Source organism: Leptospira wolbachii serovar Codice str. CDC (assembly GCF_000332515.2).
Classification (GTDB): Bacteria; Spirochaetota; Leptospiria; order Leptospirales; family Leptospiraceae; genus Leptospira_A; species Leptospira_A wolbachii.
Genome location: NZ_AOGZ02000014.1, coordinates 1,051,701 through 1,067,145, shown reverse-complemented (window position 1 = coordinate 1,067,145; position 15,445 = coordinate 1,051,701). Strand labels below are relative to the sequence as shown.

Sequence of the window (15,445 nt, the reverse complement as noted above, 5' to 3'; positions counted from 1 at the left end):
CGAGGCGAATGGCGGATCAAGAAAAGAATAAAAACGAAGATCTAGAAAACATCGAACCTGTGCTCGATGAAGACTCGTTTTCCTTGGATTTGGATGATTTTGATATGGGCGATGATGATATGGATGTATCGCCAGGGATTGAAGCCCCAAACCTAGAAGATATCTCTGCTTTTGATGACGAAGATGATTCTATTTCGGATATGGTTGCCTCCTCCGATGATACTTATGATGATTTATTAGATATAGATTTAGATTCTGATCTTAATTTACTTGGGGAAGAAGATCCCATTTTACATGATGAAGACATTCATGCAGATTTTTCTGATTACGAAGAAGAATCAGAAAAAGAACAAAACAAAACTCCTAATAAAACCAAACAATCTTATAACAAATCTAACGATGCTGATGACGATGATCTTGAATTAGAATTTGATGATGATCTGATCGATCTTGATAAAGAAATCGAATCGATTCTAAACGGCGAAGATGGAATTTTGACTTCTAAAAAATCAAAACAAGATTTAGAAGAAGAAGAGGAAGGTCCAATTTCTCTCTCTTTGGAAGAGCTCGAGAATATAACCGGTGATTTAGAAGAGGAAGACCATTCAGGAGAAGTTGAACGTTCTCATTTTGATGAAGAAGAACATGCTCTTATCGATGAGGATTCCGATCTTGATTTAGATTTGGATGATTCCGAAATTGATACAAACCTTGCCTTCGATGAAGAAGGAAAACCTCAATTTGATTTAACAGATCATGATGCAGAAGATTCTTTTATACCTAAAGATGATTTAGGACCTGGGACAGCAGAAGAAGACACTGGTTTTAAACCGCTTGTGGATCCTGAAGAAGAAGAACTTTTTGGCAAAACCAAAGAAGATGAGAACCTCACACTTTCCGATGAAGAGCTGGGAAGTATTCTTGGTGCTGGTGGCGAAGCAAGTTTAGAAGAAACTCTTGGCTCTGAAGAAGAATTTTTAACATCTGATGATGAATCTGACCTCCCTAGTTTTTCTGATGAAGAAGATAACTCTTTCGATTTGTTAGGTGGTAATCTTGAATTGCCAGAAGAAGAACCTTCAAATGAAGAAGAGGACGAGGGTCCTCTCACTCTATCTTTAGAAGAATTGGAAAATATCTCTGGTGGAGCAATCGAAGAAGACTTTGAAGAGCCAACTGCTGATATCTTAAATGAGGAATTGGAAGATGAGTCCATTACCTTAAGCCCTGACGAACTTGGTAATATCATTGCAGGCGATCCAATTGAAGAATCTGAAGATTCCGAACTGGAAGAAACTCACGAACTAGAAACAGATTTGGGTGATGACTTTGGTTTTGATTTGGGAGAAGCTGAATCAGATCTGGAAGAATCTGAAAATTCTGAAGAAGGTCTCGAAGGTCAAATGGAAGGTTTTGAATCTTCGGATGAAGAAGACGAAGGTCCTATTGCCCTTTCCATGGAAGAATTAGAATCCATTGCCTCAGATGCGGAAGAAAGTTCTGAAGAAGAATTGGTGGATAGTTTTGATCGTGCTCCACTCCCTTACGAAGAGGAACTAACTCCTAAATCGGACGTGCTGGCTGAAGAGGAAGAAGATGAATCCATTGCCTTGTCAATGGAAGAGTTAGAAAACATCACTGCTTCTGAGGAAGAGGACATTGAACAAGAAGATGTGACTTTATCTCCTGAAAGCCTGGATGAAATTTTGGGTGAGGAACTTCCGGGTGAAGGTTTAGAGGATATTGCTGATCTTCCTCTTGAAGAGGAGTTCTCTTTATCGGAACAAACAGGTGACGAAGAACCATCTGATTTTGATTTAACTTCTATCGATGAACATGACTTAGTTGAACATGAACATGAGATGGATTTTGGAGATTTAACTTCCGATTCCGCAGCTGACGATAGTTTTGATCTTACAACAAAGGAATCTAAAGATACAAGAGTCCCAACCTTAGCATCCGATGATTCAGAAGAATACGAAGTTGATTTAGACGAGTATGCAATGGAAGGAAAACTCTCTCCATTGGAAGAGCTTCGTAAATCAGACGTATCTGCTCCAGATGCAAAACAATCCTCAACCGAAGCATTTGCAAATATAGGCGAAGAAAATCTATCAGTTGGCGAACGCAAAAAAGTTTTGGGTTATTTAGATAACCTCCTTGGAAATCTTCCTGATGATGTAATTCAGGAATTTTCAAAATCTCAATACTTCGAATTATACAAAAAAATGATGAAAGAATTGGAGTTATAAAGTGGGACTCCTCGATAGAGCCGAAGAGATCAAAAAAGCTTCGGGGGCCTCAACTCCAAAACCTCCTTCAAAAATTCAGGAAAAGCCGTCTTTATTAAAAAAGGCAGAGTTGTTTCGGGAAGGAACAGATCCCGTAAAAAAAGACTCAGTACCTATAGCAGATTCCGACTCGGAATGGTTAGACGATAGTTTTTCTGATACCCTTGCCACAGAAATTGGAGACCTCCCGAGTCCGGACGGAGAAGAAGAATTTGATTTAAGCGATATACCAGAACTTTCAGACGCCGACTTTGGTGAGTTAGCTGATGAAGTCTGGAATGAAGATCCACTTCCACAATTAGAGAATGATTTAGATGATGGCCCGAGCGACTACCAACCCATCTCGGATGAAGATTCGGACCCAGAAACTCAGGCAGAACCTGAGTTAGATTTTGATTTGCCCTCTTTCGATGAAGAGCCTTCTTCCAATTTAATCGAAGAAGAGACGGAACCACAAGAATCTAATTCAGAACCAGTAGCTGAATCCAAACCCACTCCTGCAAGCGAACCAGACTTTGGTGATGATCTAATAGATCGGGATTATCATGAGGATACATCTGAGCCAGATGCCCCTCTACCTGAAGTCAATATATTTGACGAGTGGGAGAACGATGCTAAAAAAGAAGCAGCAAAACAACCACTTAGGCCTACAAAAGAGGATCCAGCACCTATAGGCGAAGATGTGCTCTTTGATGATGAATCAGATTTTGGCACAGCTCCCATGTCTTACCATCTCGCTTCAAAGAAACGGATCGAAAACTACCAAGCTATTTTTGAAATTACAAAAGAAATTGCATCTTCCAAAGAATTTTCTGATTATTTCGACAACTTAGTTTATAGTTTAATTGGACAAGTGGGATGTAACTCTGTTGTGGTTCTCACTTCTACGAATCCAAAAAATCCAAAATGGGAAGCAGTGGCGGCTCAAGGAATTCAATCCAAAGATTCCTGGTATCTTTCTCCAAGTGATGAAATTTATTCTCGTATTTCCGATTCAGAAACAGTCATCTATGCCGGTGAATTTAAATCCTCAAGGTTGCCTGATCGAGAACTCAGATTATTAAATGAAATGGGATCTGAAATCCTCGTCCCCATTCGTCACGGCGAAAAATGTTTCGGGGTATTATCCCTTGGAAAACTAATCAATGGGGAAGAATACATCACCGATGATTTGGAATTTGCAAAAATCGTTGGTGATATTGCTGGTTCTGTTTTTGAAAGAGTATCTGAATTTGAATCGATGAATGATCATTTGGTTCAGGCGAAAGATGTCATTGAAATCAATGAATCTGTTTTGCGATTTGCTCGTGAATTTGCTCGTGTTCGCAAAATGGACGAAGCTTACGATCTTCTTATTGATAACATTAAGCAGAAGTTAGGTGTAAAACAATTTTCCTTTTTAGTGTTAGATTCTGAAACTCGCTCTGATTACATTGTATTCGGTTCTAATTTTATACTACCAGAACGCGCAAAAGACTTTAGGCTCAGTAAAGATTCCGATATCGTTGGGATGGTTTCTAACGTAGCTGGAGTTTATAAGTTAGAAAACTTTAGAGAGGATGCAGAACTTAAATCCATTTTTACCAATGATGAATTGGGAATTATGAGTGAGTTTACAATTCTACCGATCATCAATTTGAATTGGCTTGTAGGTATGGTCATTGTCCATTCCACCGGTTCTGCATGGACGGATACAACTCGGGATGTAGCTGTAACTCTTCTTGAAACTTCGGCCCCTGTATTTGCCAATCTTCTTATCTTACAAGAGAAAGAGGCTTTGTTTAGAAATCCATTCAATCCATTAGAAACTAGAATCTTAGCAGAAATTGAAAAAGCATCTCAGATGAATACTAACTTCACAGTTTCCTTGTTCAAAATTCAAAATGTTTCCAGAATGGTCCATTTAGTAGGAACTGGAACTTTCGCTCGTTATGCGGATGCTCTCCGTAAAACTATGATGGATCATATTGGAGAATTGGATTTTTTTACAAGAGTTGGGCAGGGAAAGTTTGCTATGGTCCTTCATGGAAAGGATAAAGAAGAAACAGATGTTGTGATTAAAAAAATCAAATCTTCATTTGCGAAAAAGGAAGATGCGATCATTGGATCTTTTCGGGCAACTTATAGAGTGTTAAATTTATCTTATCCTCATGATACCAAGGACAAAAATCAATTTTTGGAAATGGTTGAAGAAGCCTAAGTAACGACTGGTGTTATTTAACTCTATTTCCTTTCTGTCGCATTTCCTATTTTTCTATTTAATCTATTATCATGTATCGGATCGAATTCGGAAGTACCTACTTTTATCATTCGGTATTTATTTTTATTCGCAATGGAATATTAATGCTACGGTTTTACTACTCTTTTCTGTGATATTTAATTATAGTTTGGCGAGGTACATCCCTCATCTCTCTGGGAAAACTCGAAGGACCCTTTTTATTTTCGGAATTACTTCCAATTTACTTTACCTTGGTGTGTTTAAATATTTTATCTTTGTTTGGGAATTGTTTTCTGATTTAAAGATGGGTTTCGGATTTCCCGGCTTGGTTTGGAAACCAGAAATCCTTTTGCCCATTGGAATTTCTTTTTATACATTCCATAATATCAGTTATTTGATCGAAGTATATGATGAAAGGATTCGTCCTTGTAAAAACTTTTTTACTTTTGCCATCTATGATTTGTTTTTTCCTTTATTGTTACTAGGCCCGATCGAAAGGCCGGGAAACCTCATTCCACAAATCGAATCCAAACAAATAATAACGAGAGAAAATATTTGGAATGGAATTTCTCTTTTTATCTGGGGTGTTTTTATTAAATCTACGATTGCCGATCCATTCTCTCGGTATGTAGAAATTCATGCCCAATCCTTCGAATCGTTAGAACCAGGAATTTTGTGGATCGTTGCCCCGGTAATTGCCTTTCAAGTTTATGCGGACTTTTTTGGTTATTCTCTCTGTGCCATGGGTCTTGCGGAAATGATGGGGTTTCGGTTAATGAATAATTTCAAACGACCTTTCTTTTCTTCTAATCCATCGGAGTTTTGGTCTAAATGGCATATTTCCCTTTCCACTTGGTTGCGCGATTATGTTTACATTAAGTTAGGCGGTAATCGGCATGGTTTTTTCCGCGAGAATGCAAACTTAATGGTTGTTTGGTTTCTCGCAGGGATTTGGCATGGTGCAGGTTACGGATTTGTGATTTGGGGAGTGTATTTAGGACTTTGTTTGGTTTTATATCGATGTTTGAAACACTATGGTTTGGTAAAAACTAAGAGCCGTTTCCAATCCCTACTCGGAACTTTTTTAACCTTTTATAGTTTTTCTTTGGGCCTCCTATTGTTTCGTATCCAGTCTCCTTCTGAAACATATTTGATTTTAAGGAATTTATCTCATTTGCCAAACCTGTCTTCTATTCCGCTGATGATACTCATCACCACCTTACCTTTATTGGTATTTGATTTATGGCAGGAATGGAAAGACACAGATCGTCCTAACTTTTTTATATCTACAAAACCTTTTTCCTTTATGATTATGTTTTTCTTTTTTTTCCTTTGGTTTTCGTTATTTTCTCCATTTGGGAAACAGGATTTTTTTTATTTTCAATTTTGAATTTTGCTTATGAAAATACGATATTTTTTATCCACAATTCTACTTCTTTCCCTTTTTATGCACCTCTCTGTGCAGTGGATCATTCCATTTTGTGAAACTACTTCTTCGTATTGGTATTTTGCAAACAAACGAAAAATTTCCTCTAATGCGAAGGTTCTGGTGTTAGGTGATAGTCAAATTGTTAGCGGAGTTACTCCTGACTTAATTGCGGAAATAGAAGGTGTAAAAGCGGATGAGGTTTTATATTTTCCTAAACCCAGCCAACAACCGGAGGGGATTCTTGCCGATTCATTAGAAGTTGTTCGTGAGTTCCCGAAATTGAATAGGGTATACGTAAACCTTTCTCCTTTGAATACCAGCAAAAATTCGGTGACTGATGCTAACCGGCAATTGTTCTTTTCCTTTGGAAACTTTTCCTTAAATACTCTTACTCATCCGTTATTACGCAAAGCATACTTTTCTAACCTAACAGATTTAAGTTGGAAATGGATCATTGAGATATTTCCTTTTTTTGGGCTCAGTTCTAATCTAAACCGTTTAGTTTACGATCCCATTGCACAATCGGATATCCCGCGAAGGAAACAAGAGTTTCGATATATAAAAGAAAGTATGGAAACAAGTCAGGGTTCTTGGGTTTGGAAATCAATAGGTGATGATCCCACTTTAGATGAGCTGGAGGAATTTCCAAGTAACAGTTCTCAAATCCTTGCTGGGAGACGAGATCTTTCGATTCGGATATGGTTAGATTTTCTTCAATTGTGGAATCAGCAGAATGTAGAAGTAATTTTTCTCCGGATTCCTTTTTCTCCAAAGATGGAAAAAGATATTTTGAAAACAAAGGCTAACTTAGTTGCAGATGAGTTTTTCAAAACAATCACATCTGATACAAACCAGACGAAAGTGACAGTGTTTGATTTTAAATCGGTGTTTTTAGAGGATTATCAGTATTTTGGAGATTTGACACACCTCAACCAAAAAGGAAGAGATGCGTTGTCAAAGATTTTGAAGAAGAAATTATTTGATCACACCCACTCGTCGTCCGAGGGCATGTAGGTTGATTCCCCAACCAAGACCAAAAAATTGTTTTGGTGTGAGGATTTCCTCAGTGCTAGGATCCCAAATATCTTTCACAAATGCTTCTGCTGTGATTTCGGTTCCGTAAGGAATACCCCAGAAATTTTTATCTTCATTGTATGGCATAAACTAACCTCCGTAATTTACCAAAGCTTACGATTTAGAGGATTCTACCATAGTATAAAATTCTTTGAAATGATAGGCCGAGTCATGAGGACCAGGACAGGCTTCCGGAGTCCGCATTATGCCTCCAAACAGGAAGGCTCGCGACTTTCAGTCCAGCCACGGTATTGTCAAACAGGTTGATCCTTGTAATCGGCATCTCACTAGATGATTCACCAAGAACATGGAAACCATGGTTTTGTGATGTGATTTCGATTTTACCTGTTTCTTCGTTACAACCGGATGGTTTCCACCACGGTGACCAAACTTGAGTTTGGCTGTCTTTTTCCCAAGGGCAAGGCCTATGATTTGATGGCCTAAACAAATCCCAAAGAGAGGTTTTTTGGCATCCATAATTGTTTTCGCCGAAGCAATCGCATAATCTAACGGAGCTGGATCCCCTGGACCATTAGATAGGAAGTAGGCATCATATCCATCGTTCAATAAATCTTCAGCCTTTGTTTTTGCAGGAAAAACATGGACATTGAACCCAGCTGTATCTAGGAGTTTGAGAATATTGCGTTTGATTCCAAAGTCGTAGACTGCTAGTTTGAACTTACTTGGAGAGTGGGCTCCAAACACGTAGGGTTTTTCGCAAGTGACAACTTGGGCCAGGTCTTGGCCTTCCATGGAAGGGGCATTTTTGACTGCTTCTAAGAAGGAATCTTCATAAGTTTCACTGATAAAAATACCGCAAGACATGGCGCCCGAATTTCGGATCATACGTGTTAGTTTGCGTGTGTCGATTCCTTCAATGGCAGGGACACCAAATCGGATGAGAAACTCACTGAGAGTTTCTTTGGATTGAAAATTGGAAGGTCGTTTTACGTATTCTTTGACGATCAGCCCTGACGCCTGGATCCGGTCGGATTCCATATCGTCTGGATTGATTCCATAGTTCCCAATCATGGGGTAAGTTAGGGTCACGAGTTGGCCTTTGTAGGAGGGGTCAGTGATGATTTCCTGATAGCCCGCCATAGAGGTGTTAAATACTACCTCGCCTATCGAATTCTTATTTGCACCGAAGGATCGGCCCTTCATGACCGTTCCGTTTGCTAAAACCAAAAAAGCCTGCATCAAATCCATTCCAAAGAATCGAGCGCTAATGACGAACAAAAATTCATCAATCTTTTATGTAATAGCGTTTTATCCTATCATAACGGTAATCCCCGTTGATTTCAACAGTTTGCAGTTGGGAAAGGGATTCCTCCATCTCCTTAGCCAAAGCGGGTTCGATGGTTAGATAGGAACGTTTCCCTCGGACTAAGTAGACAATTTGCCCTGTTTTCCCGTCGGCTTCTACCACCTGTCCTTGGATATTTTTGGACTGAGGAGTCGTTGAACTCACGGAAACCTGGAACTTTTGAAAAACATGGGGCCTTCCGACACAAAGCCAAACATCGGAAGTGGGATTCAGTTGGGTGGCTTTTCCTTCGATATGGTGTTTTTCGAAGGATTGGTTTCCAAGGACCAATCGCATGGTCTCCGCATCGCAATAGATGGTTTTTTCCCGGAGATTGGTAGGATCGAGGTAACGAAACTGTGGTTCTGGTCCTTTTGCATCCCAATGCACCAATTCGCCTGAAAAACGAATGATTTTGCGTTCTGTTGCAAAGCGATCGCTCGAAAACAGAACAAAAAGCAAGAACAATCTGCAAATAAGGAAAAGTTGTTTAGACGGCATTAGACTCATTCGAAATACCACATTTAACACAATTTTCGTTTAGATTTAACAATTTTATTTGACAAATCCTAGAAGAACGACTAGTTTCATTGCAATTGTCGGTATGAATGGCTGCTCACTTGCATTCGTTTGTCCACAGGTACGAAAAAAAATTCAGGAAACACTCACTAAGGAGTAATCATCACATGCTTAAATCTCTTCGCTTTGGAATGATGGGGTTCTTACTTTTGTGCTTAGCAGGTAGCTTAAGCGCACAAACTGGTCCTCGTTCGTATTTTATGGTCGGTCTAGGTATGCAATTCGACCTAGCTCAACTCGGTGGAACCATCACAAAAGATGGTCTCGATTCTCGCCTTCCTGTAACTAACAATGCAGGGGTTTTGACTGGTGGACAACAAAAAGCGATTTATGCTGAAAACACATTGCTCAGCTTAAAAAGAACTACTGGTGGAGTCATTGGTGGGAAAAACAGCGGAGCTATGACTGGTGGTAACATCAACATCGGTTACGAAAAAGAAGGAATCTTCGGATTCAATAATCTTTTCTTCCGTATCAATGCTAACTATACAACTAAAATTGCTGGTGGGGATACTACTTCCACTGTCATGGGTTACAAATGGTTAGACCAAGAGTGGAATTATACTGCTGTAACTGTTCCCACTTACATTGGGGTTAAATTGTACAATGCAGCTAACGACACTGCTGTTTATATCGGTGGTGGTGTGAACTACTTTAAAGGTATGTGGAACGTATCAGGAACTATCAACGCTCCTGGTTTAGAGTTAATGACTGCTGGACTTGGTTCAGGCGGATCTCCACTACTTGGTCGTGGTGGTGCTCTTTTGGGTGATGTTCCAAGCCCTGGTGTTGCAAAAGAAAATGCAAAATTTGGTGCTAGTGGATTCGGTTTCAACTGGATCGTGGGAGCTCAAACAAAAGTAACTGATAAAGGTCACGTTTTCTTCGAATTGGAAACTATCCTTTCTGCAGGAATGGGTGTTGCCGGTGTAACATCTGTTGGTGGTGCTACTGCACTTGCTCCTTGGTCTGCTTACCCAGTAGTAGTGGGTGGACAAACTTACCGCGTAGGTTACAAAATCGAGATTTAATCAGTTCTTTACTGAAAAATCAAAAAGCCGGAGTTGGTTTCCAACCCCGGCTTTTTTTATACTCACAGATCGAAACCTATTTTGATTATCCATCAGCTTTGTGATGAAATCCTTATCTCTTGTGGTGATGGAATTTGTTTCATGGGTAAAAAGTTTTAATCGCACTTTATTGTATTCATTCCAAATTTCCGCATGGTGATCTAGTTTTTCAGAAACTAACGCTAGTTTTGTGAGAAATCCAAATGCCTCTTTAAAATTTTTGAATTCCCTGATAAATATAAAAAAAGAAATACCATCCTTGGTCTCGAATTTCCAGTCTTTGTAGGATTGAAGGATATCTTGGATTTCTGAATCATTGAGGTTTTTCGGAAGTTCTCTCATTGTTTTACCTTTTGTTTGTGAAATACAATCAGATACAATCCTGCGAGAATGAGTCCTGCACCAACCAGTTTTTGACTGTCAATGGGTTCATTCATAAACAAAATCCCCACAAACATTAGGAAAATGGGTTCGATTAGAAGTGTCGCATTCAGTTTGCTGATGGGTAAATAGTTGTGTGCTTCGAAATAAAATGCCCTCCCTAAAAAATAGCCGAGCAGGGAGAATAACCCAAGGATGATTATGATTGATAATTTTGGAATTTGAAACGAGCCAATAGAAACCGAATAGAGAAAGAAAAATATACTCAAAAGTAAAAGTCGGAGGTAAGCATATTCCAGGCCTAATATTTCAGGCACATATTTTTTAATCATATAACTTTGGATCGCAAAGAGAAAGGCACTAAGTAAAATACAAAAGGCAGATACAATCTTGATTTGTCCTTCTAATGTGGAGATCATATAAATTCCCAAAATTGCCATGGCGATGCCAAAAACTTCCATCCTCTTTAGGCGTTCTCCCAGAAACAAAACTCCGAGCATTACATTATACAAAACTGTTGTTTTGATTAGAATCGCTGCTGGACCCAAATCTGTTTGTTTGAGAGCATAGTAATACAAAACAATTCCAATCGCATTAGAGATGGTTCCTAAGGTAAGGATAATTCCATCTCGCTTTATTGTTGTTACAACTTTTATCCTTCGTTTTTTTGAGATGAGAAAATAGGGAGTTACGATGAAAAAAGCAAAACCTACTCCAAAGAGTGCGGCAATCTCTGGTTCTGTATTATAGTTTCGGAAAATTTCTTTAAATCCAATGACTTCAAGGGCAAAAAAAACTCCTGTCAAAAAAACAAAGAAATATCCCTTTTTTTCATTACCAGTCAATGGGCTCTTTTCCTTGAGAGACTAAGTATTCATTGGTTTTGGAAAAATGTTTGTTTCCTAAAAAGCCTCGGTAGGCGGAGAGGGGGGAAGGATGCGCTGATTTTAAAACCAAATGTTTGTTTGGTGGAATTAAGGATTCTTTTTTTCCAGCAAATGATCCCCATAATAAAAAAACAATATTGGATTTTTTCTCTGCCAAAATATGAATAGCAGCATCGGTAAACTCTTCCCAACCTTTGTTCTGATGGGATCCTGCTTTGTCTTTTTGGACAGTGAGTGTGGCATTTAGAAGAAGGACTCCTTGGTTTGCCAAACGAGTTAAGTCTCCCGATTTTGGGATTGGTTTTTTCAGATCATCCGCAATTTCTTTGAAAATATTCTGTAAGGAAGGTGGGAAAGGAACACCATCATTTACAGAAAAACAAAGGCCATGGGCTTGTCCCGGACCATGGTAAGGGTCTTGGCCGAGGATAACGACTTTTACTTTCTCAAAGGGACAAGAGTCGAAGGTATTGAAAATTAATTTTGCCGGAGGATAAACAGTTTTGGATTTGTATTCTTCCCTTACCCATTCCCGTAAGTTAGAAAAATACGGTTTCTCAAACTCTGATTGTAGGACTTCCTTCCATCCAGGTTCAATTTGTACGTCTTTCAACTCTTCCCTCCGAATGAAAGTATAATACTCGTAAGTCGATTCCTCCATGTGTGACATGGATTGTTTTTTTAGAAAAATTTCTTAGCTCTCGCATACAATCGCTCCATTTTTCTTCTGTAGGGCATAGTATAAATCCAATGAGTTTGGGGCGATTTTTCGTGAGTTTTAAAAGATCTTCTAATCGTTTGCCGATTTTTTGATAGAGTTTTTCTTCGGTTTCTGTTCTTTCATTTTTCCGAAGTCCATAAGGTGGGTTTAGTGGTAAAAAGTAATGAGAAGTTTCTGATTCTGCTTCTGGCAAAACAGGAAAGGTCCTAAAAAAATCTGAGATACTATGATCCCAATTCTTCACTTGTATTAATTGTCTCCATCGATTGAATTCTTCTAACCAATAACTTTCTAAAGCGGGGTCGGTGTCTTGGATGACAATGGGTGTGGAGTAAGAAGTGGAAGGTAATGAACTTTTGAGTTTTTTCTTATAATGATCTAAAGATTTTTCTGGGAACAAAACCATTCGTTTGAAGAGAAATTCTCTTGGTAAAGATAAGAGAGGGATTTTTTCTGATTGTAACGCCCATTCGGTGGCAAAAGTCAAAGTGCCAGCAAATGGAATGTATAACGCTGCCACATCCTCTTTAGAAACTAAAAAGATTTCAAAACATTGTTGGATTAAAATTTGGCTCAAGTCCTCGGGGACTGGGGCACTGGTTGGGAAGGTGGCTTTGATGCCCCGTTTGTATCCAGGTTCTCCCATGACCGAGAGAGAAACTGTAATTTCATCTTCGAAGTAACTGATATGGAGATTTTCTTTAATTTCATAAAACTTTATATTCGGTTCAGTAAACAATGGTTTTGCGATTCCAACTGCTTCTGTTAAAATGCGATCCCATTCTTCTTCTCTCACCTCGGCCGAACTATCCCAATCCGTTGTTCGTGCGATCACTAGTCGGATGTCTCGAAAACAAAGCCCATGAAACAAGAGATAGGTGATTTGGTGTGAATTGGTATTTTCTAATTTGATTTTTTCCGAAAAAATTCGAACATTCGGTTCTGGTTGGTTTGGTAAGGGTACAGAACTCAGAATTTCTTTGATTTTTTCCCCAACTTGTGTTGCCGTGCCGGGCGGGAAATACACTTCCCAACTTAAAGTGGTTCCGGTCTGCGGTTTTCGGATTCTAAATTTCCAATTCATCTTTTCCTTGCTCTGGACCTTTCATTCAAGAGATTGACTTATATGTCCAGGATCTTAACTCCGGAACTCTTTTTGGTGATTGCGGCCATTCTTTGGGGTGGAACCTTTGTGGTCATCAAACTTGCACTGGATTCGGTGCCCCCCTTCCTATTTTTAGCCGTTCGATTTTGGCTCGCAGGAATTGTCACCTTACTGCTCTACCGAAAGACTTTGTTTGCAAAAGCAAATCGCAGGTGGGACTATATTTTTCCCGCATTTTTAGTGGCATGTTCTGCTCTATTAGGTTATGCCTTCCAAACCATTGGCCTTGTTTATACGACAGCTACACAGTCTGGGTTTATGACCGGTGCTTATGTTATTTTTGTACCTTTGTTACAAATTATAATCGAACGAAAGTTGCCATCCTTACGCACATGGGTTGCTGTTTTGATTGTGGTTGCAGGATTATTTTTGATTTCACAAAACGGAAAAACGTATGAAGAAATCCTTCAGTCCACGGGTTTTGGATTAGGTGACGGACTGACACTGATCGGTGCTTTTTTCTTTGCTATCTACATCATACTCATCGATATCTTTAGTAAAAAAATTCCTGCTCAAATACTTGTTTCTTTTGAGATTCTTCTGATTGCGATCGTTTCCACCACTTTGTTTCCGGTTGAATCCATATTTTTAAACCAATCTGTCTCTATTCAATTTGATTTGAAATTCTGGATTGGGATCATTTATACTTCTATCTTTGCGACAATATTCACAACACAGATCCAAACCAGGTACCAGAAAGCAGTTCCGCCTGCGAGAGCCGGACTGCTTTACAGTATGGAACCAGTTTTTTCTTTCTTTCTCGCTTATTTAGTATTAGGTGAGCGATTGGAAACGGTGGGAATGATTGGCTCCGGCCTTACCCTATTCGGTATTGTGTTTTCCGAAATGGGTAAGTGGAATAAACGCGAAGAATAAATCGAAAAAACAGCCTAACCTTTAATGAACGAATTCAATTAGATGATTTGGTGTTCTTTTAACGCATGGTATAAAATTCCAATCGTTACTTTAAGAATGGATAACACTGGAATAGCGAGTAACATTCCAAAGATTCCAAAGAAGTTTCCTCCTACAGCAATTCCAATCATAATCGCAAGCGGATGGAGAGAAACTGCATTAGCAATCACCACTGGTTGGACAATGGCATTATCCACTAATTGAGCTACCACGACTACAGAAGCAATGGAACCAATAGAAGGTGACATTTCTGGGAAGATGATAGAGAATAAAATGGGAGGAACTGCACCTATCAGGGGCCCAAGGTAAGGAATGGAATTGGCGATACCCAAAAACACTCCAAAGAGAATAAAAAACTTAACTCCTACAATATAAAAACCAATGGAAGCAACGATTGCCATAATTCCACATTGGATTACCAAACTCTTTAAGTAACTAGTGATCTGCTGGTTCATTCGATAGAATACCATCAGGAACATCTCGAAAAATCGATTGGGGATAAAACTGATCACAGTTTTATAGATTAGATTTGCATCCAATAATAAAAAGAAACTAATGATGGGAATGATAATCATCCAACTGATAAACGTTGGGATCATTACAACAAGACTGCGTAAAAATTCTTCCAAATTGGTTGTTGCCATTTTTGCAACTTCTTCCGGGTTAATGATTTTTTTCCACAACTCAGGATTTTGGGAAACAACAGGAAGTTTATTAAAATCTAGTAACTGAAAATTGGGATCATCCATCTTGGTTGACCATTCGGAAACGATTGGTTGCACCTTTTCGAAAAGATTTGGCAGGTAAAAAGCTAAAAACCAATAAGCCACGGCAATCAAAACCGAGAAGATAAGGATGGTTGTAATCGCTCTATGAACTCCCCTTGATTCAAAATAATCTACAATTCCATGGAAAATATAAAAATGGATTCCTGAAATGAGAAGTGGAATGGCTAAGAACTTAACTCCCACTATCCCAATCAAAATGGTAAGTGCAATCAGCCCAAAAAAAGCACTTCGTAAGATAAGCGATGATATATTGAATTCTTTTAAATTCATTTGGCTTTATTTTTTTTGCTTTTGAAGTAGGCCGCTTCTAATGTATCATTTGTTTTGCGAAGTCTATCGGCAATGATTGACGCAAAACTGAGAAGTAGATCGTTTCCCACTCTTGGTTTAGTTTCTAAAAGAGTTTTTAGTTCTGGTTGAAAAAATCCCAGTAGAATGGAATCCACAAGAGCAACTGCAGTGGCAGATCTAGGAAAATCTTGAAACAGTGCAAGTTCTCCAAAAAAAGCACCTTTCTCTAGTTCTGCGAGCTTTAAAGTGACACCTTCTCTTTCTGAAAAAATTTCCACCTTCCCTTGTAAGATCAAATACACACCGGTTCCTGCTTGGCCTTGGTAGAAG

General features: G+C 38.9%; 15 protein-coding genes. 6 read left to right on the top strand and 9 right to left on the bottom strand.

Annotated features, from left to right (window positions below; translation table 11 throughout):
• The first annotated feature begins 8 nt into the window (after window positions 1–8).
• Genes LEP1GSC195_RS10385 through LEP1GSC195_RS10370 form a run of 4 tightly spaced genes read left to right on the top strand, consistent with a single transcriptional unit; the run spans window position 9 to window position 6,952 of the window.
• The gene (locus LEP1GSC195_RS10385; RefSeq protein WP_015681507.1) at window positions 9–2,252 is read left to right on the top strand and encodes a hypothetical protein; all 2,244 of its coding nucleotides are present in this window, start codon (window positions 9–11) and stop codon (window positions 2,250–2,252) included.
• Between the two features lies 1 nt (window position 2,253).
• Window positions 2,254–4,491 carry a GAF domain-containing protein gene (locus LEP1GSC195_RS10380; protein ID WP_015680973.1) on the top strand — a complete coding sequence of 746 codons (2,238 nt, stop codon included), beginning with the start codon at window positions 2,254–2,256 and terminating at the stop codon, window positions 4,489–4,491.
• A 10-nt stretch (window positions 4,492–4,501) separates the two neighbouring features.
• Window positions 4,502–5,899 carry an MBOAT family O-acyltransferase gene (locus LEP1GSC195_RS10375; protein ID WP_015682627.1) on the top strand — a complete coding sequence of 466 codons (1,398 nt, stop codon included), beginning with the start codon at window positions 4,502–4,504 and terminating at the stop codon, window positions 5,897–5,899.
• 9 nt (window positions 5,900–5,908) lie between these two features.
• On the top strand, window positions 5,909–6,952 hold the full coding sequence (locus LEP1GSC195_RS10370) for a hypothetical protein (RefSeq protein WP_015681244.1): 1,044 nt from the start codon (window positions 5,909–5,911) through the stop codon (window positions 6,950–6,952).
• Here the strand turns inward: LEP1GSC195_RS10370 and LEP1GSC195_RS10365 are convergent.
• From LEP1GSC195_RS10365 to LEP1GSC195_RS10355, 3 genes are all read right to left on the bottom strand, one after another.
• Window positions 6,914–7,099 (bottom strand): DUF5808 domain-containing protein, encoded by a 186-nt coding sequence (locus tag LEP1GSC195_RS10365; protein WP_002984314.1) that lies wholly within the window; start codon window positions 7,097–7,099, stop codon window positions 6,914–6,916. The two genes, LEP1GSC195_RS10370 and LEP1GSC195_RS10365, sit on opposite strands and share 39 nt — an antisense overlap.
• Window positions 7,100–7,246: 147 nt before the next feature.
• Window positions 7,247–8,251 carry a glutamine-hydrolyzing carbamoyl-phosphate synthase small subunit gene (gene carA, locus LEP1GSC195_RS10360; RefSeq protein ID WP_269571289.1) on the bottom strand — a complete coding sequence of 335 codons (1,005 nt, stop codon included), beginning with the start codon at window positions 8,249–8,251 and terminating at the stop codon, window positions 7,247–7,249.
• A 7-nt stretch (window positions 8,252–8,258) separates the two neighbouring features.
• Window positions 8,259–8,780: a hypothetical protein gene (locus LEP1GSC195_RS10355; RefSeq protein WP_015682284.1), complete on the bottom strand. Its 522-nt coding sequence runs from the start codon at window positions 8,778–8,780 to the stop codon at window positions 8,259–8,261.
• Between the two features lie 224 nt (window positions 8,781–9,004).
• Between LEP1GSC195_RS10355 and LEP1GSC195_RS10350 the strand changes: the two genes are divergently transcribed.
• The gene (locus tag LEP1GSC195_RS10350; protein WP_015681089.1) at window positions 9,005–9,928 is read left to right on the top strand and encodes a porin OmpL1; all 924 of its coding nucleotides are present in this window, start codon (window positions 9,005–9,007) and stop codon (window positions 9,926–9,928) included.
• On the opposite strand, the gene LEP1GSC195_RS10345 is transcribed toward LEP1GSC195_RS10350, so the two are convergent.
• The 4 genes from LEP1GSC195_RS10345 to LEP1GSC195_RS10330 are packed head-to-tail and all read right to left on the bottom strand — an operon-like array spanning window position 9,929 to window position 13,040.
• On the bottom strand, window positions 9,929–10,309 hold the full coding sequence (locus LEP1GSC195_RS10345) for a 4a-hydroxytetrahydrobiopterin dehydratase (protein WP_015680855.1): 381 nt from the start codon (window positions 10,307–10,309) through the stop codon (window positions 9,929–9,931).
• Window positions 10,306–11,193 (bottom strand): DMT family transporter, encoded by an 888-nt coding sequence (locus LEP1GSC195_RS10340; protein ID WP_015682399.1) that lies wholly within the window; start codon window positions 11,191–11,193, stop codon window positions 10,306–10,308. Before LEP1GSC195_RS10340 ends, LEP1GSC195_RS10345 begins: the two co-directional genes overlap by 4 nt.
• Complete coding sequence (ung, locus tag LEP1GSC195_RS10335) at window positions 11,183–11,848, bottom strand: uracil-DNA glycosylase (RefSeq protein ID WP_015682213.1); 666 nt, start codon at window positions 11,846–11,848, stop codon at window positions 11,183–11,185. The genes LEP1GSC195_RS10340 and ung overlap by 11 nt, the downstream gene beginning before the upstream one ends.
• On the bottom strand, window positions 11,829–13,040 hold the full coding sequence (locus LEP1GSC195_RS10330; RefSeq protein ID WP_015681392.1) for a hypothetical protein: 1,212 nt from the start codon (window positions 13,038–13,040) through the stop codon (window positions 11,829–11,831). Before LEP1GSC195_RS10330 ends, ung begins: the two co-directional genes overlap by 20 nt.
• A gap of 42 nt (window positions 13,041–13,082) precedes the next feature.
• Between LEP1GSC195_RS10330 and LEP1GSC195_RS10325 the strand changes: the two genes are divergently transcribed.
• Window positions 13,083–13,997: a DMT family transporter gene (locus tag LEP1GSC195_RS10325; protein WP_015681114.1), complete on the top strand. Its 915-nt coding sequence runs from the start codon at window positions 13,083–13,085 to the stop codon at window positions 13,995–13,997.
• A 38-nt stretch (window positions 13,998–14,035) separates the two neighbouring features.
• Here the strand turns inward: LEP1GSC195_RS10325 and LEP1GSC195_RS10320 are convergent, their stop codons facing one another.
• Together LEP1GSC195_RS10320 and LEP1GSC195_RS20290 are read right to left on the bottom strand one after the other, a co-directional pair.
• Complete coding sequence (locus LEP1GSC195_RS10320; protein WP_015680623.1) at window positions 14,036–15,094, bottom strand: AI-2E family transporter; 1,059 nt, start codon at window positions 15,092–15,094, stop codon at window positions 14,036–14,038.
• Window positions 15,091–15,417, bottom strand: coding sequence for a cyclic nucleotide-binding domain-containing protein (locus LEP1GSC195_RS20290; RefSeq protein WP_015680687.1), 327 nt, complete (start codon window positions 15,415–15,417; stop codon window positions 15,091–15,093). The genes LEP1GSC195_RS10320 and LEP1GSC195_RS20290 overlap by 4 nt, the downstream gene beginning before the upstream one ends.
• Window positions 15,418–15,445 lie beyond the last annotated feature (28 nt).

Excerpts from the sequence above, each read along its gene's own strand:
- LEP1GSC195_RS10350 (WP_015681089.1), top strand. The coding sequence starts at position 9,005 with ATGCTTAAATCTCTTCGCTTTGGAATGATGGGGTTCTTACTTTTGTGC.
- LEP1GSC195_RS10320 (WP_015680623.1), bottom strand. The coding sequence starts at position 15,094 with ATGAATTTAAAAGAATTCAATATATCATCGCTTATCTTACGAAGTGCT.
- LEP1GSC195_RS10330 (WP_015681392.1), bottom strand. The coding sequence starts at position 13,040 with ATGAATTGGAAATTTAGAATCCGAAAACCGCAGACCGGAACCACTTTA.
- LEP1GSC195_RS10385 (WP_015681507.1), top strand. The coding sequence starts at position 9 with ATGGCGGATCAAGAAAAGAATAAAAACGAAGATCTAGAAAACATCGAA.
- LEP1GSC195_RS10370 (WP_015681244.1), top strand. The coding sequence starts at position 5,909 with ATGAAAATACGATATTTTTTATCCACAATTCTACTTCTTTCCCTTTTT.
- LEP1GSC195_RS10345 (WP_015680855.1), bottom strand. The coding sequence starts at position 10,309 with ATGAGAGAACTTCCGAAAAACCTCAATGATTCAGAAATCCAAGATATC.
- LEP1GSC195_RS10365 (WP_002984314.1), bottom strand. The coding sequence starts at position 7,099 with ATGCCATACAATGAAGATAAAAATTTCTGGGGTATTCCTTACGGAACC.
- LEP1GSC195_RS10325 (WP_015681114.1), top strand. The coding sequence starts at position 13,083 with ATGTCCAGGATCTTAACTCCGGAACTCTTTTTGGTGATTGCGGCCATT.